19 protein-coding genes and 1 tRNA gene are annotated in these 23,634 nt (G+C 68.5%); 9 read left to right on the forward strand and 11 right to left on the reverse strand.

The features are described from left to right. Positions 1-24 precede the first annotated feature (24 nt). The 3 genes from AC07U4_RS15535 to AC07U4_RS15545 are packed head-to-tail and all read left to right on the forward strand — an operon-like array spanning position 25 to position 2,941. On the forward strand, positions 25-546 hold the full coding sequence (locus tag AC07U4_RS15535) for a VOC family protein (RefSeq protein WP_038665540.1): 522 nt from the start codon (positions 25-27) through the stop codon (positions 544-546). Positions 547-572: 26 nt separating this feature from the next. Beyond that, positions 573-2,048, forward strand: coding sequence for a bifunctional 3-(3-hydroxy-phenyl)propionate/3-hydroxycinnamic acid hydroxylase MhpA (gene mhpA, locus AC07U4_RS15540; RefSeq protein WP_495196028.1), 1,476 nt, complete (start codon positions 573-575; stop codon positions 2,046-2,048). A gap of 8 nt (positions 2,049-2,056) precedes the next feature. Continuing rightward, a complete protein-coding gene (locus AC07U4_RS15545) occupies positions 2,057-2,941 on the forward strand; it encodes an SMP-30/gluconolactonase/LRE family protein (protein ID WP_495196029.1) in 885 nt (294 codons plus the stop codon). 23 nt (positions 2,942-2,964) lie between these two features. On the opposite strand, the gene AC07U4_RS15550 is transcribed toward AC07U4_RS15545, so the two are convergent. From AC07U4_RS15550 to AC07U4_RS15590, 9 genes are all read right to left on the reverse strand, one after another. Continuing rightward, a complete protein-coding gene (locus AC07U4_RS15550; RefSeq protein ID WP_495196030.1) occupies positions 2,965-3,819 on the reverse strand; it encodes a fumarylacetoacetate hydrolase family protein in 855 nt (284 codons plus the stop codon). Further along, positions 3,819-4,391 (reverse strand): carboxymuconolactone decarboxylase family protein, encoded by a 573-nt coding sequence (locus AC07U4_RS15555; protein WP_495181492.1) that lies wholly within the window; start codon positions 4,389-4,391, stop codon positions 3,819-3,821. Before AC07U4_RS15555 ends, AC07U4_RS15550 begins: the two co-directional genes overlap by 1 nt. 2 nt (positions 4,392-4,393) lie before the next feature. Next, complete coding sequence (locus AC07U4_RS15560) at positions 4,394-5,221, reverse strand: SDR family NAD(P)-dependent oxidoreductase (protein WP_495196031.1); 828 nt, start codon at positions 5,219-5,221, stop codon at positions 4,394-4,396. After that, positions 5,218-5,943 carry a dienelactone hydrolase family protein gene (locus AC07U4_RS15565; RefSeq protein ID WP_052075724.1) on the reverse strand — a complete coding sequence of 242 codons (726 nt, stop codon included), beginning with the start codon at positions 5,941-5,943 and terminating at the stop codon, positions 5,218-5,220. Before AC07U4_RS15565 ends, AC07U4_RS15560 begins: the two co-directional genes overlap by 4 nt. Before the next feature lie 2 nt (positions 5,944-5,945). Beyond that, on the reverse strand, positions 5,946-6,722 hold the full coding sequence (locus AC07U4_RS15570; protein WP_495196032.1) for a carboxymuconolactone decarboxylase family protein: 777 nt from the start codon (positions 6,720-6,722) through the stop codon (positions 5,946-5,948). 3 nt (positions 6,723-6,725) lie between these two features. Next, positions 6,726-7,946, reverse strand: coding sequence for an acyl-CoA dehydrogenase family protein (locus AC07U4_RS15575; protein ID WP_495196033.1), 1,221 nt, complete (start codon positions 7,944-7,946; stop codon positions 6,726-6,728). Positions 7,947-8,082: 136 nt separating this feature from the next. Beyond that, a complete protein-coding gene (locus tag AC07U4_RS15580; RefSeq protein ID WP_495196034.1) occupies positions 8,083-10,488 on the reverse strand; it encodes a TonB-dependent receptor in 2,406 nt (801 codons plus the stop codon). Positions 10,489-10,751: 263 nt separating this feature from the next. Further along, on the reverse strand, positions 10,752-12,146 hold the full coding sequence (locus AC07U4_RS15585; RefSeq protein ID WP_495196035.1) for a 3-oxoacid CoA-transferase: 1,395 nt from the start codon (positions 12,144-12,146) through the stop codon (positions 10,752-10,754). A 120-nt stretch (positions 12,147-12,266) separates the two neighbouring features. Then, entirely contained in the window at positions 12,267-13,508 is a 1,242-nt protein-coding gene (locus AC07U4_RS15590) for an MFS transporter (protein ID WP_495196036.1), read from the reverse strand. A 601-nt stretch (positions 13,509-14,109) separates the two neighbouring features. On the opposite strand from AC07U4_RS15590, the gene AC07U4_RS15595 reads away from it, so the two are divergent. The 5 genes from AC07U4_RS15595 to AC07U4_RS15615 all read left to right on the forward strand — a co-directional run bounded on the left by AC07U4_RS15595 (position 14,110) and on the right by AC07U4_RS15615 (position 21,918). Then, positions 14,110-15,243: an efflux RND transporter periplasmic adaptor subunit gene (locus tag AC07U4_RS15595; RefSeq protein WP_495196037.1), complete on the forward strand. Its 1,134-nt coding sequence runs from the start codon at positions 14,110-14,112 to the stop codon at positions 15,241-15,243. Between the two features lies 1 nt (position 15,244). Continuing rightward, positions 15,245-18,364 (forward strand): efflux RND transporter permease subunit, encoded by a 3,120-nt coding sequence (locus AC07U4_RS15600; protein WP_495196038.1) that lies wholly within the window; start codon positions 15,245-15,247, stop codon positions 18,362-18,364. Beyond that, positions 18,361-19,755 carry an efflux transporter outer membrane subunit gene (locus tag AC07U4_RS15605; RefSeq protein ID WP_495196039.1) on the forward strand — a complete coding sequence of 465 codons (1,395 nt, stop codon included), beginning with the start codon at positions 18,361-18,363 and terminating at the stop codon, positions 19,753-19,755. Before AC07U4_RS15600 ends, AC07U4_RS15605 begins: the two co-directional genes overlap by 4 nt. Positions 19,756-19,846: 91 nt before the next feature. Continuing rightward, the gene (locus AC07U4_RS15610) at positions 19,847-20,548 is read left to right on the forward strand and encodes a response regulator transcription factor (protein ID WP_495196185.1); all 702 of its coding nucleotides are present in this window, start codon (positions 19,847-19,849) and stop codon (positions 20,546-20,548) included. After that, positions 20,545-21,918 carry an ATP-binding protein gene (locus tag AC07U4_RS15615; RefSeq protein ID WP_495196040.1) on the forward strand — a complete coding sequence of 458 codons (1,374 nt, stop codon included), beginning with the start codon at positions 20,545-20,547 and terminating at the stop codon, positions 21,916-21,918. The genes AC07U4_RS15610 and AC07U4_RS15615 overlap by 4 nt, the downstream gene beginning before the upstream one ends. Positions 21,919-22,012: 94 nt before the next feature. Here AC07U4_RS15615 and AC07U4_RS15620 read toward each other — a convergent pair. Continuing rightward, positions 22,013-22,103 (reverse strand) — tRNA-Ser (locus AC07U4_RS15620). Positions 22,104-22,190: 87 nt separating this feature from the next. Here AC07U4_RS15620 and AC07U4_RS15625 point away from each other — a divergent pair. Next, complete coding sequence (locus AC07U4_RS15625) at positions 22,191-23,042, forward strand: peptidylprolyl isomerase (protein ID WP_495196041.1); 852 nt, start codon at positions 22,191-22,193, stop codon at positions 23,040-23,042. Between the two features lie 4 nt (positions 23,043-23,046). Here AC07U4_RS15625 and AC07U4_RS15630 read toward each other — a convergent pair whose 3' ends face one another. Beyond that, positions 23,047-23,634: an ABC-type transport auxiliary lipoprotein family protein gene (locus AC07U4_RS15630; RefSeq protein WP_038665473.1), complete on the reverse strand. Its 588-nt coding sequence runs from the start codon at positions 23,632-23,634 to the stop codon at positions 23,047-23,049.

Consider the following 23,634-nt stretch of genomic DNA (forward strand, 5'->3'; position numbering starts at 1 on the left):
GCGCGCATCCGGAGGGTAGACGTCATGGAAGTTGGCCACGTCGGGCTTTACGTCAGCGATTTCGACCGCATGCTGACCTTCTACCGGAAGATCTTCGGTTTCGCGGTGACGGACGAGGCGCGCAGCGACAGCCGTTCGATCGCGTTCCTGACCGCCGACCCAACGTCGCACCACCAGCTCGTGCTCGTCACCGGGCGGCCCGACAGCGACCAGCATCTGATGAACCAGCTGTCGTTCCGTCTGCAGACGCTCGCCGAATTGCAGCGCGTGTACAAGAAGCTGGTCGACGAGGGCGTGCCGAACCTCGAGCCGCTGACCCACGGCATCGCCTGGTCGGTGTATTTCCCCGATCCCGACGGCAATCGCGTCGAGGCCTATGTCGACACGCCCTGGTACATCACCCAGCCGCATCGCACGACGATCGACCTCGCCGCGCCAGAAGACGAGATCGTCGCGCAGACGGAGGCGATGTGTCGCAAGGCACCCGGCTTCACGCCGATGCGGCAATGGAGCGCCGACGTCGCGCGCGACATCGCGACGCTCTGACACCCTCGGATCGCCGCGGGGCAACGATGAACGCAATCTACGACGTCGCCGTCATCGGGTGCGGCCCGGTCGGCGCAACGCTGGCCAATCTGCTCGAGCGGCAAGGCCGGCGGGTGGTCCTGGTGGACCAGTTCGCCGAGGCCTATCCCCTGCCGCGCGCCACGCATATCGACGGCGAGGCTTTGCGCATCCTGCAGACCGCGGGCGTCGCCGACGCGCTGTCGCCGCATCTCGGCATCTATCGCCGCATGCGGTTCGAGGATGCCGATGGCGCAATGCTGATCGACTGGCCGCGCCCGGTCGAGCCGGGGATCCATGGCTGGCGCGACAGCAATCGCTTTCACCAGCCCGATCTCGAAGCCGCACTGCGCGCGCGTGCCGCGACCGTGGCGGGCATCGACCTGCGGCTCGGCTGGACGGTTACCGGCATCGCCCAAGATGACGACGGCGTCACGCTCACCACGTCCGCCCCCGATGGCGCGCTCGCGCCTATCCGGGCACGTTATGCGGTCGGCTGCGACGGCGCCCGGTCCCGCGTGCGACAGGCGATCGGGGCGGAAACCCGGACGCTCGCCCCGTCCGAACGATGGCTCGTCGCCGACCTCATTCTCCGCCCGGATGCCCCCGATCTTCCCGAAGGTACGGTGCAATATTGCGATCCCGCCCGCCCCTTCACCTATATCGAGGCGGTGGGTCGACGCCGGCGCTGGGAGGTCATGCTGCTGCCCGGCGACGACCCCGCGGACTTCGCCCGGCCGGAAAACGTGCATGCGCTGCTGGGTCGCTGGCTCGCGCCCGACGATGCCGCGCTGGAGCGCGCGGTGGTCTATACCTTCAATTCCGTCATCGCATCGCGATGGCGCAGCGGCCGGCTGTTGATCGCCGGCGACGCCGCGCATCAAACGCCCCCCTTTCTCGGCCAGGGCCTGTGCGCCGGTCTGCGTGACGCCGCCAATCTGTCGTGGAAGCTGGCCTGGGTGATCGACGGTCGCGCAACGCCGGCGCTGCTGGACACCTATCAGGCCGAACTCGCGCCTCACGTCACCCATTATATCGCCGAGGCCAACCGGATCGGCGCGATCATCCAGGAACGCGATCCCGATCGTGCCCGCGTGCGGGATGCGACGTTGCTGGCGCGACCGCCGGTGCTGGTGCCGATCCGACCGCGGCTCGGCGGCGACGCGGCGAGGGCCGATCCGCTCGCCGGCACGCTAGCGCCCCAGCCGCGGCTGGGCGACGGCACATTGCTCGACGATGCCGCACCGCTGCACTTCGTGCTGCTCGCCCGTCCCGACATCGTCGACACCGTCGATCCGGCGACGCGTGCCATCTGGTCGAGGGCGGACGTGGTGATCGTCACCGACGCGGCGCACGACTATCTCGCGACCCTCGGCGCCGCGGCGGTGCTGATCCGCCCGGACCATTATATTTTCGGCACGGCGCGCACTGCCGAGGCGCTCGACGCCCTGACGCGCACCATCCCGCTCGCCGGCGCCGGCTGACGCCGGCGATGCCTGCGCTGCTGGAACCCGCCGGCCGGATCGGGCGCGACCTGCGCCGGCCGGAATGCGTGCTCGTCGCCGCCGACGGCACGGTGTTCGTCTCCGACGCGCGCGGCGGCGTGACGCGGATCGACGCGATGGATCGCTGCACGCACCTTCCCTGTCCCGGTGGCGTCACCAACGGCGTGGCGCAACGGCGTGACGGCACGTTGATCCTCGCCGGCATCGACAGCGGCACGGTGCACGCCCTGCGCCCCGACGGCAGCAACGTGCTCTTGATAGACCGGTTCGACGGCGAGCCGCTCGGCGCGGTGAATTTCGCCTATTGCGACCCGCGCGGCGACCTCTGGCTTACCGTCTCGACGCGAACCGTCCCGCGCTCGTGCGCGATCGATGCGCCGATCCCCGACGGCTATGTGTTGTCGCTGCGCGCCGACGGCCCGCGGCTGATGGCAAAGGGCCTGTGCTTCGCCAACGAGCTGCGCATCGATCCCGCGATGCGATGGGCCTATCTGGCCGAATCCGCGCGCGGCCGGATCGTGCGGATGGCGATCGGCGCCGACGGCACGCTGGGCCCGGCCATGCCGTTCGGACCCGACCCGCTGTTCGCAAACGCCATCGTCGACGGTCTCGCCTGGGACGTCGAGGGTGGGCTATGGGTGACGGAGGTCACGCGCAACGCCCTCTACCGGATCGCGCCGGACGGTGCCGCGCAATGCCTGTACGAGGATCCGGACGCGTCGCTGCTGGATTTCCCGGCAAGCATCGCCTTCGGCGGGCCGGACCGCCGCACGCTCTACGTCGGATCGATCCGGATGGACCATGTCCTGCGCTTCCGCAGTCCGGTCGCCGGCGCGCCGATGTGGCACCATCGGCGAGACGGGCGACGCTGACCGCCGCCCGCCGTGCCGTTTGATCAGACGGCTTCCGCCCTGATCGGGTTGCTGAGGACGCCGACCTCGGTGATCTCGACCTCGACCACGTCGCCGTCCTTCATGAACAACTTGGGCTCCCGCCGAACCCCGACACCGCCCGGCGTGCCGGTGACGATGACGTCGCCCGCTTCCAGCGGGATGAAGGTGGAGCAATATTCGATCAGCTCGGGGATCTTGAAGATCATGTCGCTGCTCTTGGCATTCTGCACCTCCACCCCGTTCAGGCGGGTTTTCAGGTGCAGGTCCTGATCGTCGGCGATCTCGCCGCGCGTCGTCATCCACGGGCCGAACGCGCCGGTCTTGTACCAGTTCTTGCCCGGCCCCCACTGCGGCGTATGGCGCTGCCACTCCCGGATGCTGCCATCGTTATAGGGCGCGTAACCGGCGATATGGTCCCAGCAATCCGCCTGCGAAATGCGCCGTCCGGGCTTGCCGATGATGACCGCGATCTCACCTTCATAATCGTAGGTCCCGGATTCGGGCGGCGCGATCATCGGCTCGCCGTGACCGACCTGGCTGATCGGAAAGCGCGCGAACACCATTGGCTTGGCGCTCGGATCGCGACCGATCTCGTTGCGGTGCGTCTCGTAGTTCACGCCGATGCAGATGATCTTGGGCGGGTTCGGGATCACCGGCAGGAATTCGATGTCCGCCAGCGCGTGATCGCCGGTCGCGCCCGCCACGGCCCGGTCCAGTTCGCCCAGCGCGTCGGCCCTGAGCGCGTCGACGATGGTCGCGAAGCGGCCTTCGAACCGGCGGCCGAGATCGACGACCTCGTCGCCAACCACCGCACCGAAGCTTTCGCGCCCGTCGATCTTGAAGCTCAACAGTTTCATCAGGATTCCTTTGCTGAAATGGAGGGGGACGGCAGCGGGAAGCGGTCGAGATAGCGGACGTATTCGGGCTCGAGATCGATCTCGATCGCCGCCATGACCCGGACGAGGCCGTTATATTCCCCGATCGCGACGAGCAGATCGACGAGTTGATCGGTGGGCAGCGCCGCCGCCAACGTATCGAACAGCGGCTGGGGCAGGATCAGGTCGTCGGTCAGCGTTCGCGTCGCCGCCAGCACGGCCACCGCCAGCGGCTCCAGATGCGAGGTTTCCCCCGCGGTCTCGGTCGCGATCGCGCGGATATCGTCCTCGGTCACGCCGAACGACAGCGCGACGTCGACGTGATGCGCCCATTCGTAGGCGGAACGCGTCGAATAGCCGACCTGGAGGATCGCCAGTTCGCGCAATCGCGCGTCGAGCCCGCTGTCGTGGCGCAGGTACATGCCACGCCCCGCGACCAGCCGCGCGAGCTTCGGGCTGTGCGCGACGGCGCGCGTGATGTTCGACTTCATCCGCGGAATGTCCTGGAATTCCGGGGCGAGATCGGCGTTGTCGAGATAGCGGAGGCGCCCCATCGTCAGGCCGCCTCGGCCTGCGCCTGGCGCACGATCGAATAGGGATCGAGATTGGCCGAGGCGAAGTCGACGAGATCGCTGTGATAGCCTTCCTGCGAACAGGTGAGGAATTCGCCGCTGAGCAGCCCGTCGACGAACGTCTGCGCGGCATGGTCGGCGGTCGCGGGGCGGGCGCGCCGCGCCGGCACGCCGCGACGGAAATCGTCGAGGGTGGGCGCGCCGACACCCGCCGGCGGCGGTCCGCCGGGGCGGTCCGAGGTTGCGGTCAGGCCCGGACAGAAGATCGACAGCGTCACGCCCGTATCCTCGAGCGCATGCGCGAAGGCATAGCTCATCGCCAGTTGCGCGCCCTTGGAGGCGATATACGGCCCCATGAAGCGCGTCGGCGGATCGGGCAGCAGCGCGAGACCCGACGCGGTGTTGACGATCCGCCCCGTGCCGCGCGCGACCATATGCGGCAGGAAGGCGCGGATCATCCGGACATAGCCCAGGACGTTGACGTCCAGGGCGTCGCGCCACACCTCGATATCGGTGTCGGCGATCGGCCCGGTCACCGGCGGCTTGGCCGCATTGTTGACCAGGACGTCGACACCGCCGCATTCGGCGAGCACGACGGCGCGCAGCGCGTCGACGTCGGCGTCGCTGCGCACGTCGCAGCGATAGCCGCGCGCATCGCCGGGCAGCGACGCGGCGGCCGCGACCGCGCCCTCGCCGTCCAGATCGACGATCACCAGACGCGCGCCGAGATCGGCCAGCTTGCGGGCGGTCGCGCGCCCGATCCCGGTCGCCGCGCCGGTGATCAGGATCGTCTGGCCATCGAAACTCGTCATTGCGTCGTCCTCACGTCGGCAGCGGTCATCTGGTCGTCGAGCAGATGCAGGAAGGATCGCCAGGATCGCCGGTCGGCGGCGGCGTCGTAGGCGAAGCCCGGCATGGTCGGTGCGTCGCGGTCGGTGAAGCCGTGGCCGACCCCGCCATAGACGCACAGCTGGTAATCGACCGGCACGCCGCGCACCGCGGCGCCGAATGCGGCAAGCTGGTCGGCCGGCACGAACGGATCGGCATCGCCGGTACAGACCAGCACGGACCGGCCGATCAGGCCGTCGACGCCGCGCGCGCTGGCGACCGATCCGTGGAACGAGGTGACGCTGCCCGCCGCCGCGCCCGAGCGCGCCAGTTCGAGCGCGCACCAGCCGCCGAAACAATAGCCGGCAAGCGCGACGCGTCGATCGTCGACACCGCATCTCGCGACCAGCGCGGCGAGCGCCGCTTCCATGCGCGCGATCAGGGTCGCGGGATCGGCCTTCAGCGCCTCGACCCAGCGGCGGGCCTCGTCATGCCCTTCGGCCAGTCGCCCCCTGCCGTGCAGATCCGCGCCGAGCGCGGCATAACCGGCTGCGGCGAGCGCGTCGACGCGCCGTCGCACATGGCCGCCGATGCCGGGCGCCTCGGGAAAGACCAGCACCGCGCCACGGATGTCGCGCGTCGCCGGTTCGGCATAATAGCCCCGGGCAGACACGCCGCCGCCGGTATAAGCGAAATCGCTTCCCATCGTCACGAATCCAGCCCGGTGAGATCGTTGATGATCGGCAGCGCGAAGACCATCGCATGGATGCCCATGCTGGAGATCAACCGCCCGACGTCGAGCACTTCCTCGACGCTCGCCCCGTGCGCGATCGCCGCGCGGGCGTGATGTCGCACCCCGGCCGCGTTCAGCTGCGTGCATTGCGCATGGACCGCGAGCGAGATGAGATGCGCCTCCTTGGCCGACAGTCCCGCTTTGGCGCCGCGCACGGGGGCGGCGACGAAGTCGAGCCAGTGCAGGTAGAAGTCCGGATCGACGCGAACCGCGACGTCGACATCGTCGAGAACCTCGCCGAACAGCGCGGCATGCGCGTCGAATGCCCGCTGGATCGCATGCGGATCCGCCTCCGTCCCCGCCTCGGGCACCAGATCGGCCACCGCCTGTGCGGTGAGCAGATAGGAGTGGATCCCCATTGCGCTCACGGTCGCCGCCACCGACAAGAGTTCGTCGCGGGTGACGCCCAGCGCCAGCGCCTGACGCGCGTGATTGCGCAGGCCGCGATCGAACATATGCGTCGGCGTGCAATTGGTCGCGACGTACAACAATTCGATGAACCGCGGCGTCAGCGCGCCGCGCTCCGCCGCATAGACCGAGAAATCAAGATAGGCGGCGACATAGGTCGGCGAATAGGCGAGCATCGCCTCCCAATCGTCATGCCAATGACCACGGCGACGGCGGAATTCGTCGCGCACGTGATCGGGGTCCGGCGTGGCGCCGCCGGTGGTCGGATCCGATGCGATGGCCACGGCTCAGAACGGCGTCAGCGGCGACAGGCCGAAATGCAGGCGGGCGGCGTTCACCGCAGTGCGCGACCGCTGCTGGACGAAATGCGTCTTCTGCACGCTGGCGTCGCGATAGATGCGCGCCAACATCGAATCGCGCTGGCCGATGCTGGTTCCCGCGGTGGTGAAGATGATCTCCAGCGCATCCCAGGCCATCTTGCAGGCCTCCTGCGCGGCGGCGAACAGCCGGCGATCGGTTTCCTCGCTGAAGTCGCCACCGGTGATTGGATCGGAACTACACGCCTCGACGTAGCGCTCGGTCACCTTGAGCAACAGCGCCTCGGCCGCGTCCAATTTGGCCTGGGCATCGCCGAAATATTGCTGGAACTCATGGCTTTCGTACAGGAACACCTTCGGCGGGAAGCGCATCGTCTTGGTGCGACAGATATCCTCGTACAGATCGAGCGCGCCCTTCACGGTGCCGACGACGACCGCGCCCAGTTCGATGAGGAAGAACGAGCCCTTGCGGCCGTTGTACATCGGATTGGCGTGCGCGGCATTCTCGCCCCGCGCCAGCCACATCGCCATCGGCGCGGTGCGATAGCCGGGCACGAACACGTCCTTCACCACGACCTGCCGCGATCCGGTACCCTGCATCCCCATCATGCGCCAATTGTCGACGATCGTATAGTCGGCGCGGTCGACCAGCATCAGGCGCGCGGTCATGCCGCCCTTGCCGTCGGGGATCAGGCCGCTGACCATCGCATGCGTCGATATGTCGCAGCCCGAGGTATAGTCCCACACGCCGCTGACGCGGAAGCCGTCCTTCTCCGGCTTGACCGGCACCGGCGAGCCGACCGACGGACAGCGATAGTCGCCGTTGTCGCCATAGGCCTCCTCCTGCGCGCGCTCGTCGAAATCGGCGAGCATGATCGGATGGCCCGACACCAGCGCGAGCACCCAGCCGCTCGACGGGCAACCGCGCGCGATCTCCATCATGACGCGGACATAGGTCGGCAGCCCGAATTCATAACCGCCGAAGCGGCGCGGCTGCACGATCCGGTAGAATCCCGCCTCTAGGAAGTCGCGATTGGTCTCCTCGAGCAGGCGACCCGCCGCCTCCGCCTGGGCCTGCCGCGCGCGCAGCGTCGGAATCATCGCATGCGCACGCGCGATTATGGCCTCGGGCGTCAGTTCGGGTTCGGGCGGCACGAGGGCGCGAAGCGCGGGTGCAATTGCGGTAGCCATGGAAAACCTCATCCTACTGCCCGAGTATGTGCTCGGTCGTTGGCGTGATGGTAGGTCGATCCGGGGGGCGGCGACATCGGCAACCGGGTGGCGTCCGTATCGTGTACGCGCCGGTACCGAGCCGGTAGACACCGGTTCAGAACGTCCGCTTCACCGAAAAGAACGCGGTCCGCGGCCGCGCCGGCGTCGCGCGGGTCGTTCCCGTCCCCTGATAGGTGTCGTCGATGTTCACGAAATAATATTTGTCGGTGACGTTGGTGACCGCCATCGAGAACAGCCAAGCCGAACCCTGCGGCGCATAGCTCAGCTTGGCGTTGAGCACGGTGAACGCCTGCAATTTGTTGCGATCGTTGTTCACCGCCTGCGTGTAGAGCGACGACTGGTAATTGACGTCGAGACGCGGCGTCAGCACCCCGAAGCGATCGAGGTCGACCGCATATTGCGCGCCGAGGCTCGCCTTCCACGACGGGGTGAACGGCGACACCATGTCCCTGGTCAGCCCCGAGGCGAGCGCATCGGCCGACAGGCGCGTGAAGTCGAACTTGATGTAGCTTACCGAACCGTCGAGCTGCAGCGCGCCGAACGGGCGCGCGTTCATTTCGAGCTCGACGCCCTTCAGCGTCGCATCGCCCGAATTGACCGGCACTGCCGAGATCGGAAAACCGCCGTAGCCGCTCGTGATCGTTTCCTGGATGTCGTTGTAGCGATCGTAGAACGCGCTCGCGTTCAACCGCAGCCGCCGGTCAAACAGATCGGTCTTCATGCCGATCTCGTAATTCTTGAGGCGCTCCGGTCCGAATGGCACGACCTGGCTGGCCACGAACGGACGGGGATTGATGCCGCCGCCGCGGAAGCCGGTGGAGAAGGTGGCATAGGTCAGGATCTGGTTCGACCAGCGATAGTCGAGCGTCGCGCGGTAATCGTTGGAGTTGCCGCGGAACCGGCTCGTCGTTCCGTTGATCGACGCCGCCAGATCGGCCGCCGGGGTATTGGCGGTCCGGTTGAACGTATAGTCGCGCGCGTCGTGCGTGCGGCGATAGCCGAGCGTCAGGTTGAGTTTGTCGTTGAAGTGATACACGCCGTGGACGAAGCCCGCGAGGCTGCTCGCCGTGATGACGTCGTTCTGGTTGAAATCGGACAATTGCGCGAAGGGCGGAAACGGCACCCCGACGTAACCGACGTTCTGTCGCCCGGCCTGGACGCCGCGATCGGTGGAGTAGAAGCCGCCGAGCGTCCAGTCGAGCGACCCGAGCGACCCGTTCAGCCGCAGTTCCTGCGTGAACGTCCGGTATTTGAGCTGGTTGTCCTGCTGCAGCGCGGTCAGCGGGCCGGCATCGCCGTCGCTGGTAAAGCGCGCGGTATAGGCGCGATAGGCCGAGATCGAGACCAGCGACAGCTTGTGCCCGAAATCGTAGCTGATCCGCGCCGACACGCCCCAGGGATCGGACTTCGCGACCGACGGCTGGCAATAGCCAAGTTCGGCGACGCAATTGGTCGCGTAGTTGACGAACCGCGCGTCGGTCAGGAATTGCGCGAAGTTCGTCTGCGGGATGTTCTGCGGATTGCGCGCATAGGTCAGCTTGGTCGCGGCCGGCTGGTCGTCGATCTTCGTATAATCGGCGCTGAGATCGACTTGCAGCGCAGCGGTCGGCGTCCAGCGCAGCTGGCCGCGGATGCCACGGTGATTGGTGCCGCCCTCCTTGCCCAGCACGCAATTCGATGCGGTCGTCGTCGCGGCTATCCCCGAATTGGGGAAGCGGCAGCCGTAATCGATGCGGGTGAGATAGCCGTCCTCGCGCGAGAAGGCGCCAGTGATCCGCAGCGCCAGCGTATCCTTGACGATGGGGATGTTGATCGCTCCGCGCAGGCGCACCGTGTCGTAGGATCCATATCCGCCCTCGACGACGCCGCCGAAATCGTTGTCCGGAGCTTTCGAGAAGATCTTGATCGCACCGCCAACGGAATTCTTGCCCGAAAGCGTCCCCTGCGGCCCGCGCAGGACTTCGACGCGATCGATATCGACCAGATCCGACGCGGAGCCGAACAACGTCGGCATATACACATCGTCGAGATAGACGCCGACGGCGGGGCTCAGCGCGAAATTATAGTCGCCGGCACCGACACCGCGAATGCTGATCGTCGGGGTCAGGCCATAGCCCGACCCGCCTTTCAGGATCGTGATGTTGGGCGCGTTGCCGGCGAGATCGACGACGCTCGTCTGGTTGCGCTTCTCGAGGTCCGCAGCGCTGATCGCGGTGATCGCCAGCGGCGTATCCTGCAGCCGCTGCGACCGAAATTGTGCGGTGACGATGATATCGCTGTTGGCAGGTGCCGCGGTCTGCGACGAGGGCGGCGGGGCGGCGGCGGCCGTGCCCGACCGCGCCTGTGGCTGGACCTGTCCGTCCGTCGATACCGACGGCGTCGTGGCGGAGGGTACCGACGGGGTCGCGGACTGTGCGAACGCCACGTCGGGCGCGGCGATGCCAAGCAACAGAGCGCTCACGCTGACGCGCGCGAGCAGGCCTCCCACACAACGGGCCATCGAATATCCTCTCATGTTTTTGCATGCCGCTTAAAACACTTGCGGCCGTTTTATAGTTTTGTTCGCATCAAGCGGCGCAGAAACGATTTGCCGCCGGAGTTCAATTTGGCCGCAAGCCGGACATTTCCCTGCGGAACCATCCGACTATTGGAGATGAACGGTTCGCTAGATCATAGTGGAAAGGCTATGCTCCGGCCTGCGGAACGGGAAGTGTCGACACATCGTGGTCCGCTGCGTGTACCGCGACGATCGGCTGGCGCGCATCAGCCCTCGCCCAGCACGCCGACGGTGGCGGCGAAATCGAACCGCATCGGCGTCAGGCCGCGGATGTCCTCCCGGGTGAATCCGGGCGCGATCTCCTCGACGACGAACCGGCCGTCGCGCCACTGAAACAGCGCCAGATCGGTGACGATCGTCGTGACGCAGCCCGGCGCGGTCAGCGGATAGGCACAGTCGGCGACCAGCTTCGGGCGCCCCTTGCTGTCGGTATGCTCCATGACCACGATCACCGGCGCACCCGATGCGGCCAGATCCATCGCGCCGCCGATGCCGCCACCCTGCTGGCCCGGCGTCGCCCAATTGGCGAGGTCGGCGGCCTCGCTGACCTGATAGGCGCCGAGCATGATCGCGGACAGCTTGCCCGACCGCGCGATCTCGAACGAGGCGACGCTTTCGAACACCGCGCCGCCGGACCGCAGCCGGATGAAATTGCCCGCCGCGTCGAAGAAGTCCGGGTCATGGTCCTCGGGATCGTCGAGCAGGTCATAGCCCAGCGCGCCGTTTTCGGCATGCAAAAAGACCTCGCGGCCGCGGATATGACCCGCCACCAGCGTCGGCAGACCCGAGCCAAGATTGATGTAGCTGCCATCGGGAACGAGCGCCGCGGCACGCCGCGCGATCGCCGATCGGGACAGCGCCGGCTTGCCGAGATAGTCGCGCCCGCTTTCGGGGGCGCGCCGTCCCATCCGCCCTGCACTCGCCCCGATCGTGATCGTCGACTGGACCACGCGGTGAACGAATATGCCGGGCAGGTCGATCTGGTCGGGCGCGATGACGCCCGGTTCGACGATCTCCTGCACCTCGACGATCGCGAGCCGGGCGGCCTTGGCGAAGGATGCATGGAAATGCGCGCTGCTGCCCCGGAACTGAACGTTGCCGAAGCGGTCGGCCCGCCAGCCGCGGATCAGCGCGACATCGACCGGCAGGCTGCGCTCGAGCACATACGCCTTGCCGTCGAAATCGCGGACTTCCTTGCCATCGGCCAGCGGCGTGCCGACCGTGACGGGGCTGTAGAAAGCGGGCAGCCCCGCCGCCGCGGCACGCAGGCGATCGACCAGGATGCCCTGCGGCACCATTTCCAGGTCGAGCTTGCCTTCGGCGACCAGCGCCTCCTCGGGCGAGGCGATGCCGGGACGGGCCGAGAACGACAGGACGACCGCGTCGACCTGGCCGTTCTCCACCAGGATCTGCGGGCGGTGCTGGCCGCCGCCGCCGAGCGAATTGGCGACGACGCGCAGATGCGTCGCCCCCTGATCGCGCAATGCGACGGTCAGGCTGTTGGGATAGCTGTGGCCGACCCCGAACCCGGCGATCGCGACGGTCGCGCCGTCCGCGATATCGGCGACGGCAGCGTCGGGGGAGTCGAATAGCTTGTTCATCGGGGTCTTTCCTGTTCCTGGCCACCGGTCGGCATCGCGTGGTGGCTAGGAACCCGCATGCGGCGACGGTAGGTCGAATGCGTGCGCGTCCGCCGCGTGAACGACGCGCGGCGTGGCGCGTCAGGCGACCGCCGCGACCGGCGCGTGGACCGGCGGGCGGGCGACCATCAGCACCGCCGCGCCGATGACGTTGAGCAGCACGATCGCAACGAGGATCGCGGTGTAATTGTGATTGGCGTCGAAATAGGCGCCGGCGATGATCGGCACGGCACCGCCGCCCGCGGTCTGGATCAGCAGGCCCAGCGCCGTCAGCGCAGGGAACAGCCGCGTGCTCCAGTAATGACCGAGGATCGCCATCGACCCGACCTGGCTCGCACCAAACCCGATGCCCGCGATGATCGCGAAGGCATACAGCATCGGCGATCCGTGTACGTTGATGAGGATGAGCATGGCGATCGCCAGCGTGCCAAGTGCCGCGGCATAAGCGATGCGCGGCGAGGATTTGGCGGCGATCGGCCCGACGGCGAGATTGCCGCCCAACGTCGCCAGCGAGAACAGCGACACCGCCGATGCCGCACCGGTCGGCGAGAAACCGACGTCGCGCAGATACGCCTGGACGTGCGCCACGACGAACGCCGCCGCCGATGTCGAGGCGAGCATGCACAGACACACCGCCCACAGGAACGGCGAGCGCAGCGCCCCGCCGAGGGTGAGCGTCTCGTCCACCGAACGCGCCGCACCGCTGTCGGGCGCGATCGGCATGCCGGGACCGGCCATGGTGCCCGATGCGTCGAGCCGGTTGCGGATGACCAGCGTCGCGACGATGGCGCCCGCCGCCGCCGCCGCCGCGAAGATCCACCAGCCGGCACGCCAGTCGTGCGACGCCTCGATCGCGCGCGTCACGATCCATACCGAGGCGAAGCCGCCGACCCCCATCGCCGCGTAGAGCAGCGACAGCGCCGTGGTGCGCTGCTCGTCGAACCATTGCGCGACGCCGGTCTGGCAGGCGATGATCCCGGTCAGATTGCCGGCGATACCGAGGCCGAGGCCGAAGGCGAGGATCGCCTGCCACGGCGCGGTGACGATCGTCGCCAGCGCGGCGCTGACGAGCGCCATCAGCGTCGCACCGGCGATCAGCGCATGACGGACGCCGATCTTCTGCACGACGAACGCGCCGCCCGGGGCGAGCAGGCCATTGACGATCATGTTCGCACCGACCAGCAGCCCGAGCGTCTGCCGGTTCCAGCCCATGTCGACGACCATCGACGTGTTGATCACGCTGCCCGCATAGATGGGCAGCGCCATCCCGATAGAAAGCATATAGGCCAGGGCGACCAGGACGATCCAACGATTCTTCGTCATCTGCTATCCATTCCGTTACGGCCGGGTCCAGCACAGTCGCCGACCTGCACAATTCTCGAAATCATTGCTCGAGGTCGGAAAGAATGAGAGGAACGTCGGCGGCGGCATCGCCGCGCCGGTCTGCAATACCGTCGCGCGGCGCCGCGAGCGCCAGCATGATTCGACGATCACCGCAGCGACCCGTTCACGACACCCTCTATCCTTCCGCCTATTGTCTGGCGTGGGATGATCATGCTGCAAGCAGGCAGCGCGATCAAATGCGAAGGGGTTCACCCAGCGGACGACGGATCGAACGTCTCACGCGGCAATAGATGGCCCACACCACGACCACAAACCCTAGCTTCTTCGAGGTCGACGCGCGCGAACGTGTCATGATTATCCGTGATGCCTTTATCGGGCCAACTATCCGATACGGGTCGCAGAACTATAGCGACCACCCGTTACAAACCGTTACATTCGCTTACGGACCATGTCTGTCTGCTCCTGCCGGATCGGAATAGAGGGACTGACCTTCATCGGGGTCCTCCGCCATGTTCGCTTGCCATCCTCTCGCGTTTCTCTCCGGTTCGGATGTCGATCGGGATGCAGGCGGTCGCGCGGCATGAAACCCGTCTCTCCATGTGTCGCGGCGTCTCTCGCGCTCGCGCTCACGCTCGCCGGCTGCGGCGGCGGTTCGAAGGGCGGCATGGCACCGCCGCCGCCCGCCGAGGTCGGCGTCGTCACGCTCACCACCTCGCCGGTCACCACGACGACGGTGCTGACCGGCCGCACCGCCGCGACCGCGATGTCCGAGGTGCGCCCGCAGGTCGACGGCATCATCAAGGCGCGGCTGTTCACCGAGGGCGCGCCGGTCCGCGCCGGCCAGCCGCTCTACCAGATCGATCCGCGCCTCTATCGCGCCACCCGCGACGAGGCGGCGGCGCAGGTCGCCAGCGCCGAGGCGCAGGCGGCGACCGCGCAGGCCAAGGTCGCGCGCTACGGCCGGTTGCAGAGCGCAGACGCGGTCGCGCGGCAGGACGTCGACGATGCGGTCGCCACCGCACGCCAGGCGCGGGCGAGCATCGCGCAATATCGCGCGACGCTGCGCACCGCGAACGTGCAGCTCGGTTTCACGCGCGTCTATGCGCCGATCTCGGGGCGGATCGGCCGCTCGACCTATACGCAGGGCGCGCTGGTGTCCGCCGCACAGACGACCGCGCTGGCGACGATCGCGCAGCTCGACCCGATCTTCGTCGATATCCAGCAGTCGAGCAGCGACGTCTTCGACCTGCGCCAGAGCCTCGCCAGTGGTTCGGCGCTGCCGGCAAGCACCACCGTCCGCCTGACGCTCGACAACGGCCGCGCCTATCCGCAGGCGGGACGGATCGAGTTCGGCGAGGCGACGGTCGACGCCACCACCGGCACCGTCACGCTGCGCGCGCGCTTCCCCAATCCGCAGGGGCTGCTGCTGCCCGGCATGTTCGTTCGCGTCACCGTACCGCAGACGGTGGTGCGCAACGGCATCCTCGCACCGCAGCGGGGCATCACCCGCGACGCCAAGGGCAATGCCACCGCATTGGTGGTCGGCGCCGACGACAAGGTGGTGCAACGCCAGATCACCACCGGCGAGGCGATCGGCAGCAACTGGCTGGTCACCGCCGGGCTGAAGGCGGGCGACCGGCTGATCGTCGAGGGCACCGACAAGGCGCAGCCGGGCGCGACGGTCAAGCCCGTCGCCGTGAAGCAGGATCGCTGACATGGGGATCAGCCGCTTCTTCGTCGAACGCCCCATCTTCGCCTGGGTGATCGCGATCTGCATCATGCTCGGCGGCGTCGCCGGGCTGCGGTCGCTGCCGATCGCGCAATATCCCGACGTCGCGCCGCCGACGATCGCGATCAGCGCCACCTATCCCGGCGCCTCCGCCGAGACGCTGGAAACCAGCGTGACGCAGGTGATCGAGCAGCAGCTCACCGGCATCGACGGGCTGCAATATTTCCAGTCCAGCTCCAATTCCGCGGGCTCGGCGTCGATCACCGTCACCTTCGCCAAGGGTACCGACCCCGATACCGCGCAGGTGCAGGTGCAGAACAAGGTGCAGCAGGCGAGCGCGCGGCTGCCCTCGGCGGTGACGTCGCAGGGCGTGACCGTGACCAAGTCGAACAGCGACTTCCTGATGATCGTCGCGCTCTACGACAAGAGCGACAAGGCGTCGGCGAGCGACATCGCCGATTATCTGGTCAGCAATTTCCAGGACGATCTCGCCCGCGTCGACGGCGTCGGGCAGAGCCAGGTGTTCGGCGCGCAATATGCGATGCGCATCTGGCTCGATCCGACCAAGCTCGCCGCGGTGCAATTGATGCCCTCCGACGTGCAGAGCGCAATCGAGGCGCAGAACGTCGACGTCGCCGCCGGCCAGATCGGCGCGCTGCCCGCGGTGAAGGGGCAGATGCTCAACGCCACCGTCCGCGCCAAGTCGCGGCTGAGCACGCCCGCGCAATTCGGCGCGATCGTGCTCAAGACCACCACGGAGGGCGCAATCGTCCGCCTGTCCGACGTCGCACGCGTCGAACTGGGGCAGGACAGCTACACCACCTCCGCCGAGCTCAACGGCCATCCCGCCGCGGGCATGGCGATCCAGCTCGCGACCGGCGCCGACGCGCTGGAGACCGCGACCGCGGTCAAGGCGCGGATGGCCGCGCTCGCGACCGACCTGCCGGCGGGCTATGCGATCGCCTATCCGCGCGACACCACCACCTTCGTCAAACTGTCGGTCGAGGAAGTGGTCGAGACGCTGGCCATCGCGATCGTCCTCGTCATCATCGTCATGTTCGTCTTTTTGCAGAACTGGCGCGCGACGCTGATCCCGGCGATCGCGGTGCCGGTGGTGCTGCTCGGCACGTTCGGCGTGCTCGCGGTCTGCGGCTATTCGATCAACACGCTGACGCTGTTCGCGATGGTGCTGGCGATCGGCCTGCTGGTCGACGACGCGATCGTCGTGGTCGAGAATGTCGAGCGGGTGATGACCGAGGAGGCGCTCGATCCCAAAGCGGCGACGATCCGCTCGATGGGCGAGATCGGCTCGGCGCTGGTCGGCATCGCGCTGGTGTTGTCGGCGGTGTTCCTGCCGATGGCGTTCTTCGGCGGCTCGACCGGGGTGATCTACCGCCAGTTCTCGATCACCATCGTGTCGTCGATGCTGCTGTCGGTGCTGGTCGCGCTGGTGCTCAGCCCGGCGCTGACCGCGACGCTGCTCAAGCCGACGCATGGCGATCCGCTGGCGCGGCGCGGCCTGTTCGGCCGGTTCAACCGCTGGTTCGACCGGACCACCAATCGCTATGTCGCGGCGACGCGCGGCGTCATCGGCCGGCGCTGGCTGCATCTGGCGGTGGTCGCGGCGATCACCGTCGTGCTCGCGGTGCTGTTCGTCCGGCTGCCGACCAGCTTCCTGCCGGTCGAGGATCAGGGACAGGTGATGGTGATGTACACGCTGCCCGCCGGCGCCACCGACGAGCGGACCGAGGCGGTGCGCGACCGCGTCCAGAGCTATTATTCGACGCACGAGAAGGCGACGATCGAAAACGTGTTCAGCATCACCGGCTTCGGCTTCAGCGGCTCGGGGCAGAATGCCGGCATGGCCTTCGCCAGCCTCACGCCCTTCGACGAGCGCAAGGACGCCAGCCAGAGCGCCTCGGCGATCAACGCGCGCGCGATCCGGAATTTCGGGACGATCCGCGACGCGACCGTCATCCCGCTGACGCCGCCAGCGATCTCCGGCCTTGGCCAGTCGAACGGCTTCACCTTCGAGCTGACCAATACCGGCGGCCTCAGCCGCGATGCCTTCGTCGCGCTGCGCGACAAACTGATCGCCGCCGCCAACAAGGATCCGAAACTGGCGCAGGTCCGTGCCTCGACATTGCCCGATACGCCGCAGCTGCGCATCACGCTCGACGACGCCAAGCTCGCCGTGCTCGGCCTGACCGAGGCCGACGTCACCAATACGCTGTCGAACGCCTGGGGCGGCGTCTACGTCAACGACTTCGTCGATCGCGGCCGGGTGAAGCGCGTCTATATGCAGGCGGACGCGCCCTATCGCATGCTGCCCGACGACCTCAGCGGCTGGTTCGCGCGCACCGCGAGTGGCACGATGGTCCCCTTCTCGTCGATCGCAACCTTGTCGTGGGAGAAAGGTCCGAACAGCGTGTCGCGGTTCAACGGCCGCTCCTCCTACGAAATCCAGGGCGAACCCGCCGAGGGCGGCAGCTCGGGCGCGGCGATGGCCGAGATGGTCAAGCTGCAACACCAGCTCGCGCCGGGCACCGGCTATGCCTGGGCCGGCCTGTCGTTTCAGGAGAATGAGGCGAGCGGGCAGGCGCCGATGCTCTACGGCCTGTCGGTCCTGATCGTCTTCCTGTGCCTCGCGGCGCTGTACGAAAGCTGGTCGGTGCCGATCGCGGTGCTGCTGGTGCTGCCGCTCGGCGTGATCGGCGCGGTGCTCGCGGTGACGCCGCGCGGGCTCGACAACGACATCTATTTTCAGGTCGGGCTCATCACCACGATCGGCCTCGCCGCCAAGAATGCGATCCTGATCGTCGAATTCGCCGAGGAGGCGCGCCGCGCGGGCAAGGACGTGGTCGACGCTGCGCTGGAGGCGGCGCGGACGCGGCTGCGGCCGATCCTGATGACCAGCCTCGCCTTCATCCTCGGCGTCTTCCCGCTGGCGGTCGCCACCGGCGCGGGCGCCAACAGCCGGATCGCGATCGGCACCGCGGTGGTCGGCGGCATGCTGACCGCCACCGCGCTGGCGATCTTCTACGTGCCGATGTTCTTCGTCGTCGTCGCGCGACTGTTCCATGGACGCAGGGAGCGTGCGGCATGATCCGTTTGCGCATCGCGATGCTGCTGCTGGGGGCGGGCGCGCTCGCCGCCTGCGATCTGGCGCCGCACGAGGTCCGCACCGCGGCGGATGCGGTGCCGCAGTCATGGCCCGCGGGCGCCGCCTACGCCCCCGCCGCGGCGGGCAAGGCGGGGATGCCGTGGCGGTCGCTGGTCACCGACGCGACATTGCGCATCGTCATCGAACGCGCGCTGGCGGCGAACCAGGATCTCGCCGCGGCGGTCGCCAACGTCGCCTCGGCGCGCGCGCAATATCGCGTGCAGCGGTCCTATCGCCTGCCGACCGTCTCCGCCGATGCGGGGGCGTCGATCGCGCGCGCGGTCACCGGCGGCGGCACCGCGACCGCGGCGTCGAGCGACCTGTTCTCGGCGAGCGCCGGGGTCAGCAATTTCGAACTCGACCTGTTCGGCCGGCAGAAGAACCTGTCGCGCGCGGCGTTCGAGACCTATCTGTCGACGCAGAGCGGCGCCCGCTCGACGCGCTTCGCCGTCGTCGCCGAGACCGCGACCGCCTATGTCACGCTCGCCGCGGACCGGGACCTGCTCAAGGTGTCGCAGGAGCAGGTGCGCAGCAGCGCGCGGACGGTCGGCCTCAACGCCGAACTCCACGACGCCGGGCTGGTCAGCGGCTCGGACCTCGCCGATGCGCGCACGCTGCTGGCGCAGGCGCAGGCGGACGTCGCCGATCGCACGACGCAGGTCGCGCAGGATCGCAATGCACTCGATTTGCTCGTCGGCGCGCACGTCGAGGATGCGTTGCTGCCCGCCAGCCTGACCGCGCTCGACGCCGGCATCGCCACCGTCCCCGCCGGCCTGTCGTCGGCGCTGCTGCTCGACCGGCCCGACGTGGTCGAGGCCGAGCATCAATTGCGCAGCGCGAACGCCAATGTCGGCGCGGCGCGTGCCGCCTTCTTCCCGCAGATCTCGCTGACCAGCGTGCTCGGCCTCGCCAGCAGCGCGCTGACCGGGCTGTTCTCCGGCTCGACCTGGACGACGACGCCGTCGGTGAGCGTGCCGATCCTCGGCGGCACCAATCGCGGCAATCTCGATTATGCGCGCGCGCAGGTGGACTATTATCTCGCCACCTATCGCAAGGCGGCGCAGACCGCCTATCGCGAGGTCGCCGACGGCCTCGCCCGCCGCGGCACGATCGCGCGGCAGCGCCAGGCGCAGGCCGATCTCGTCGCCGCCGCGCAGGCGAGCTATGCGATCGGCGAGGCGCGCTATCGCGAGGGCAGCGACAGTTTCCTCACCGCGCTGGTCGCGCAGCGGACGCTGTACAGCGCGCAGCAGACCGCGATCTCGGCGGCGCTCACCGACCTCGCCAACCGGGTGACGCTGTATCAGGCGATCGGATCGGACGACACGCTGTGACCGGGCGATGGCTGGGCAGCCGCCGCCCGCCCGGCTATGCCCGCTGCCTGGCGGCCGGCTGCCGCCGCCGCAGCAGAGGGACGACGATATGATGCCCGGTACCGCGGCGGACCGTCCGCATCTGCTGATCGCCGACGACGATCCCGACATCCGCGATCTGGTCGCGGCGCAGCTCGCGCGCGAGGGCTATCGGCTGAGCGCGGCGGGCGACGTCGCCGGCGTCCGCGCGGCGCTGGCGGCGGCGGCGATCGACCTCGTCGTGCTCGACCTCGGCCTGCCGGACGGCGACGGGCTGATGCTGTGCCGCGAACTGCGCGCCGAGGGCTATGGCGGCGCGATCATCATGGTCACCGCGCGCGACAGCGCGATCGACCGCGTGCTCGGGCTCGAACTCGGCGCCGACGACTATCTGACCAAGCCGTTCGAGCCGCGCGAACTGACCGCACGGATCCGCAACCTGCTGCGCCGCGGCACGGGCACGCCGGCCCGCATCGCCACCTTCGGCCGCTGGCGGCTCGATCTGGTGAAACGTCGCCTGCTCGCCCCCGGCGACAATGTCGTGATGCTGTCGACCGCCGAATTCGACATGCTCTCGCGCCTCGTCCACGCCGCCGGGCGGCCGCTGTCGCGCGAGGCGCTGGTGCCGACGCGCGCCGCCACCGCCGCGTTCGACCGGACGATCGACAATCAGATCAGCCGGTTGCGCCAGAAACTCAAACCCGATGGCGACGATCTGATCCTCACCGTACGCGGCCAGGGCTATATGCTCGCGGCGACGACCACGTTCGCATGAGGCGCGTCGCCGCCCGGCCGATGCGCTTTCTCGGATCGCTGGCGGGCCGGATCGCGCTGATCCTCGTCGTCGGTATCTCGATCGCGTCGCTCGCCGCGCTGTTCCTCGCCGAACAAGGGCGGCGGGCCGAGTTCCGGCGGGTGCGCGACGAGCGCGTCATCGCGAGCGCGCTCGACGTCATCGATCGTCTGCACCGCGACCCCGCCGGTGCGCTCGTCAGCCTGCGCGACGGCCGGCTGTTGGGCGCGCATCTCGCGGGCGAAGGGATCAGGCCGATCCCGCCGCGCGACGACGACCTCACCGCGACGCTCGCAAGGCGCACCGCGCCGGCGATACAGGCCGTGCTCGCGCACGCGCCCACCGGTGTCTGCCAGCTTCACGACCCATTCCGCTCCCGTGCGCGCGCGGCAGGACTGAAACCGCTGATGCTGCCCGATTGCTGGCTGCTGACGCTAAACGTGGGCGGGCACCCCGTCGCGGTGGCGATCGACCTGCCGCGGCTGCCCGCCCCGCCGGGCTGGACGACCGACCGCTTGTTCCTGCTGCTCGTCGTCGTCGCGGCGATCGCGCTGTCGTTGATCGTGGCGAGGCTGGCGACCGCGCCGCTCCGGCGCCTTTCCGCGGCGGCGGACGCCTTTGCCCGATCGATCGACGCCGAGCCGGTGGTCGAAACCGGCCCCGGCGACGTGCGCGCGGCTTTGGCGACCTTCAACCTGATGCAGGCGCGCGTCCGCGCCGGCCTGCGCGAGCGGACGCGGATGCTCGCGGCGATCAGCCACGACCTCCAGACGCCGCTGACGCGGCTGCGGCTGCGGCTCGAACAGGTCGAGGATGAGGCGTTGCGCGAACGGCTGGTCGCCGACCTATCGGCGACGCTGGCGATGGTGAAACGCGGCCTCGACCTCGCCCGCAGCGGCGAGAGCGCCGAGGATTGGTCGACGGTCGATCTCGACTCGCTCCTATCCAGCCTTGCCGATGATGCCGCCGAGTTCGGCCATGCGGTGCGCTTCACCCAAGGCTGCGGCGCGCTGGTGCGGGTGCGACCCGATGCCTTGGCGCGCTGCCTGTCGAACCTGATCGACAATGCGATCAAATATGGCGGCGGCGCCGACATCGCCGCGCACCGCGCCGGCACGTCGGTGATCGTCACGGTGCAGGATTCCGGCCCGGGCATGGACGAGGCGCTACTGGCCCGCGCATTCGATCCCTTCGTACGCGCCGACCGGTCGCGATCGAGCGGCGACGGCACCGGCATAGGATTGACGATCGCGCTGGCGCAGGCGGCGGCGATCGGGGCGGACCTGTCCCTTGCCAACCGTCCCACCGGCGGGCTGGAGGCCACGCTTCGGCTCGGTATGAAAAACCACTGATGTGGACGTCTGCGCTTGCAGGCCGCTCACACGAATGTCCGGAACGACGAAGACCAAAAGGGGTCTTTAGCCCTTTACAGGCCGGGGACCGAAGTGGCGGAGCGGGAGGGATTCGAACCCTCGATACGCTTTTGACGTATACTCACTTTCCAGGCGAGCGCCTTCGACCACTCGGCCACCGCTCCGCATGTCCTGGAAAGGCGCGCGTAGCCGGTCCGCATCCGGGCTGCAAGTGATTGCGTGATCGGCGCGCCTGGGCCAGTCTCGCGGCCATGCTGAGTCTGCTCCTTCTCGCCGCCGCGCCGCCGCCCCAGGCCGCCCCCGCCGCCTCCCCCGCCGACCCGGTCGAGGCCGACTGGCGCGCGGTGCCCGACGACGAATTGCTGGTGATGACTCTCGCCACCGGCAAGCAGGTCGTCATCCGGCTCGCGCCGGGCTTCGCCCCCGCGCACGTCGCCAACATCCACACGCTCGCCCGGGCGCGCTGGTGGGACGATGCCAGCGTCTATCGGGTGCAGGAGAATTGGGTGGCGCAATGGGGCGACGCCACCGAGAAGAAGCCGCTGCCCGCCGGCATCACCGATCATCCCGCCGCCGAGTTCGAGATCGCCGCATTCCGGCCCGCGGTACGGATGACGAAGGCGGACAGCTATTCGACCGCGAGCGGCATCACCGCGGACGGCTGGCCGGTTGCGACCAACGGGCGGCAGGCGTGGCTGACGCATTGCTACGGCATGGTCGGCGTCGCGCGCGACGCCTTGCCGAGCACCGGCTCGGGTGCCGAATTGTTCACGCCGATCGGCCAGTCGGCGCGGCGGCTCGATCGCAACTACACCGTCGTCGGGCGGATCGTCGAGGGGATGGGGTATCTGTCGGGCCTGCCGCGCAGCGATGCGGCGATGGGCGTCTATGCGAGCGCGGCGGAGCGGCTGCCGATCGTCTCGGTGCGATTGGCCAGCGACATGCCCGCGGGCGACCGGCCGCATTTCCAGTATCGCAGCGCCGACAATCCGCGGTTCGCCGCCGCGGTTATCAAGCGCGAGACCCCCGACGCGCCGACGGTCGGGCTGGGTGGCGCGGCGGTGTGCGACGTGCTGCCGGCGGTCCGGCGCACGCCGCGCTAGCCGATCAGCTCGCGGCGACCCAGGCGGCGACCTCGACCGCGACCTGATTGGCCGCCTGGCTGATTGCCGGGCCGGCGCTCGCCGCGTCGATCGCGGTCACCGGTACGCGTGCCTCGAACCGGCGCTTCTCGACCGTCTCCTTGCCGGCACGGGTCAGCGACGCATCATAGGTCACCACCGCCTCGCGCGTCGTCGCGTCGAGGCCGAAGCGGCGCAATTCACCGGCGAGCGTCGCGCTCGGGTCGGCGATCGACTGGACGGTCGAGAGCACCACCATGTTGCTGCGCGCCGACACCGTGTCGGACAGCAGACGCGCGAACAGCCGCGCCGGCGGCTCGGCCCATAACGCGTCCTTGACGTAAGCGATCGTCGTCGGCGTCGCCTGCACCGGCACCCGTCCGCCGGCGATCGCGGTCGGCGTCGACGGCACCTGGATGGTGATCGAGCGCGTCTTCGCCGAATTCTGGTCGGCACCGACCGCGGGTGCCGAGGTCGCGTCGAGCGTCAGCAGCGAGGGCGGCGGCTTGGCGCCGAAGCTGATGCAGCCGGCGAGCGGCAGCGCCGCGGCGAGGAGGAGAAGCTTGGTCTTCAT

The organism is Sphingomonas sp. GW821-FHT02B09 (assembly GCF_059421875.1).

Excerpts from the sequence above, each read along its gene's own strand:
- AC07U4_RS15615 (WP_495196040.1), top strand. The coding sequence starts at position 20,545 with ATGAGGCGCGTCGCCGCCCGGCCGATGCGCTTTCTCGGATCGCTGGCG.
- mhpA (WP_495196028.1), top strand. The coding sequence starts at position 573 with ATGAACGCAATCTACGACGTCGCCGTCATCGGGTGCGGCCCGGTCGGC.
- AC07U4_RS15590 (WP_495196036.1), bottom strand. The coding sequence starts at position 13,508 with ATGACGAAGAATCGTTGGATCGTCCTGGTCGCCCTGGCCTATATGCTT.
- AC07U4_RS15555 (WP_495181492.1), bottom strand. The coding sequence starts at position 4,391 with ATGGGGCGCCTCCGCTATCTCGACAACGCCGATCTCGCCCCGGAATTC.
- AC07U4_RS15610 (WP_495196185.1), top strand. The coding sequence starts at position 19,847 with ATGCCCGGTACCGCGGCGGACCGTCCGCATCTGCTGATCGCCGACGAC.
- AC07U4_RS15545 (WP_495196029.1), top strand. The coding sequence starts at position 2,057 with ATGCCTGCGCTGCTGGAACCCGCCGGCCGGATCGGGCGCGACCTGCGC.
- AC07U4_RS15600 (WP_495196038.1), top strand. The coding sequence starts at position 15,245 with ATGGGGATCAGCCGCTTCTTCGTCGAACGCCCCATCTTCGCCTGGGTG.
- AC07U4_RS15625 (WP_495196041.1), top strand. The coding sequence starts at position 22,191 with ATGCTGAGTCTGCTCCTTCTCGCCGCCGCGCCGCCGCCCCAGGCCGCC.
- AC07U4_RS15580 (WP_495196034.1), bottom strand. The coding sequence starts at position 10,488 with ATGGCCCGTTGTGTGGGAGGCCTGCTCGCGCGCGTCAGCGTGAGCGCT.
- AC07U4_RS15535 (WP_038665540.1), top strand. The coding sequence starts at position 25 with ATGGAAGTTGGCCACGTCGGGCTTTACGTCAGCGATTTCGACCGCATG.
- AC07U4_RS15585 (WP_495196035.1), bottom strand. The coding sequence starts at position 12,146 with ATGAACAAGCTATTCGACTCCCCCGACGCTGCCGTCGCCGATATCGCG.
- AC07U4_RS15575 (WP_495196033.1), bottom strand. The coding sequence starts at position 7,946 with ATGGCTACCGCAATTGCACCCGCGCTTCGCGCCCTCGTGCCGCCCGAA.
- AC07U4_RS15550 (WP_495196030.1), bottom strand. The coding sequence starts at position 3,819 with ATGAAACTGTTGAGCTTCAAGATCGACGGGCGCGAAAGCTTCGGTGCG.
- AC07U4_RS15565 (WP_052075724.1), bottom strand. The coding sequence starts at position 5,943 with ATGGGAAGCGATTTCGCTTATACCGGCGGCGGCGTGTCTGCCCGGGGC.
- AC07U4_RS15560 (WP_495196031.1), bottom strand. The coding sequence starts at position 5,221 with ATGACGAGTTTCGATGGCCAGACGATCCTGATCACCGGCGCGGCGACC.
- AC07U4_RS15605 (WP_495196039.1), top strand. The coding sequence starts at position 18,361 with ATGATCCGTTTGCGCATCGCGATGCTGCTGCTGGGGGCGGGCGCGCTC.
- AC07U4_RS15630 (WP_038665473.1), bottom strand. The coding sequence starts at position 23,634 with ATGAAGACCAAGCTTCTCCTCCTCGCCGCGGCGCTGCCGCTCGCCGGC.
- AC07U4_RS15595 (WP_495196037.1), top strand. The coding sequence starts at position 14,110 with ATGAAACCCGTCTCTCCATGTGTCGCGGCGTCTCTCGCGCTCGCGCTC.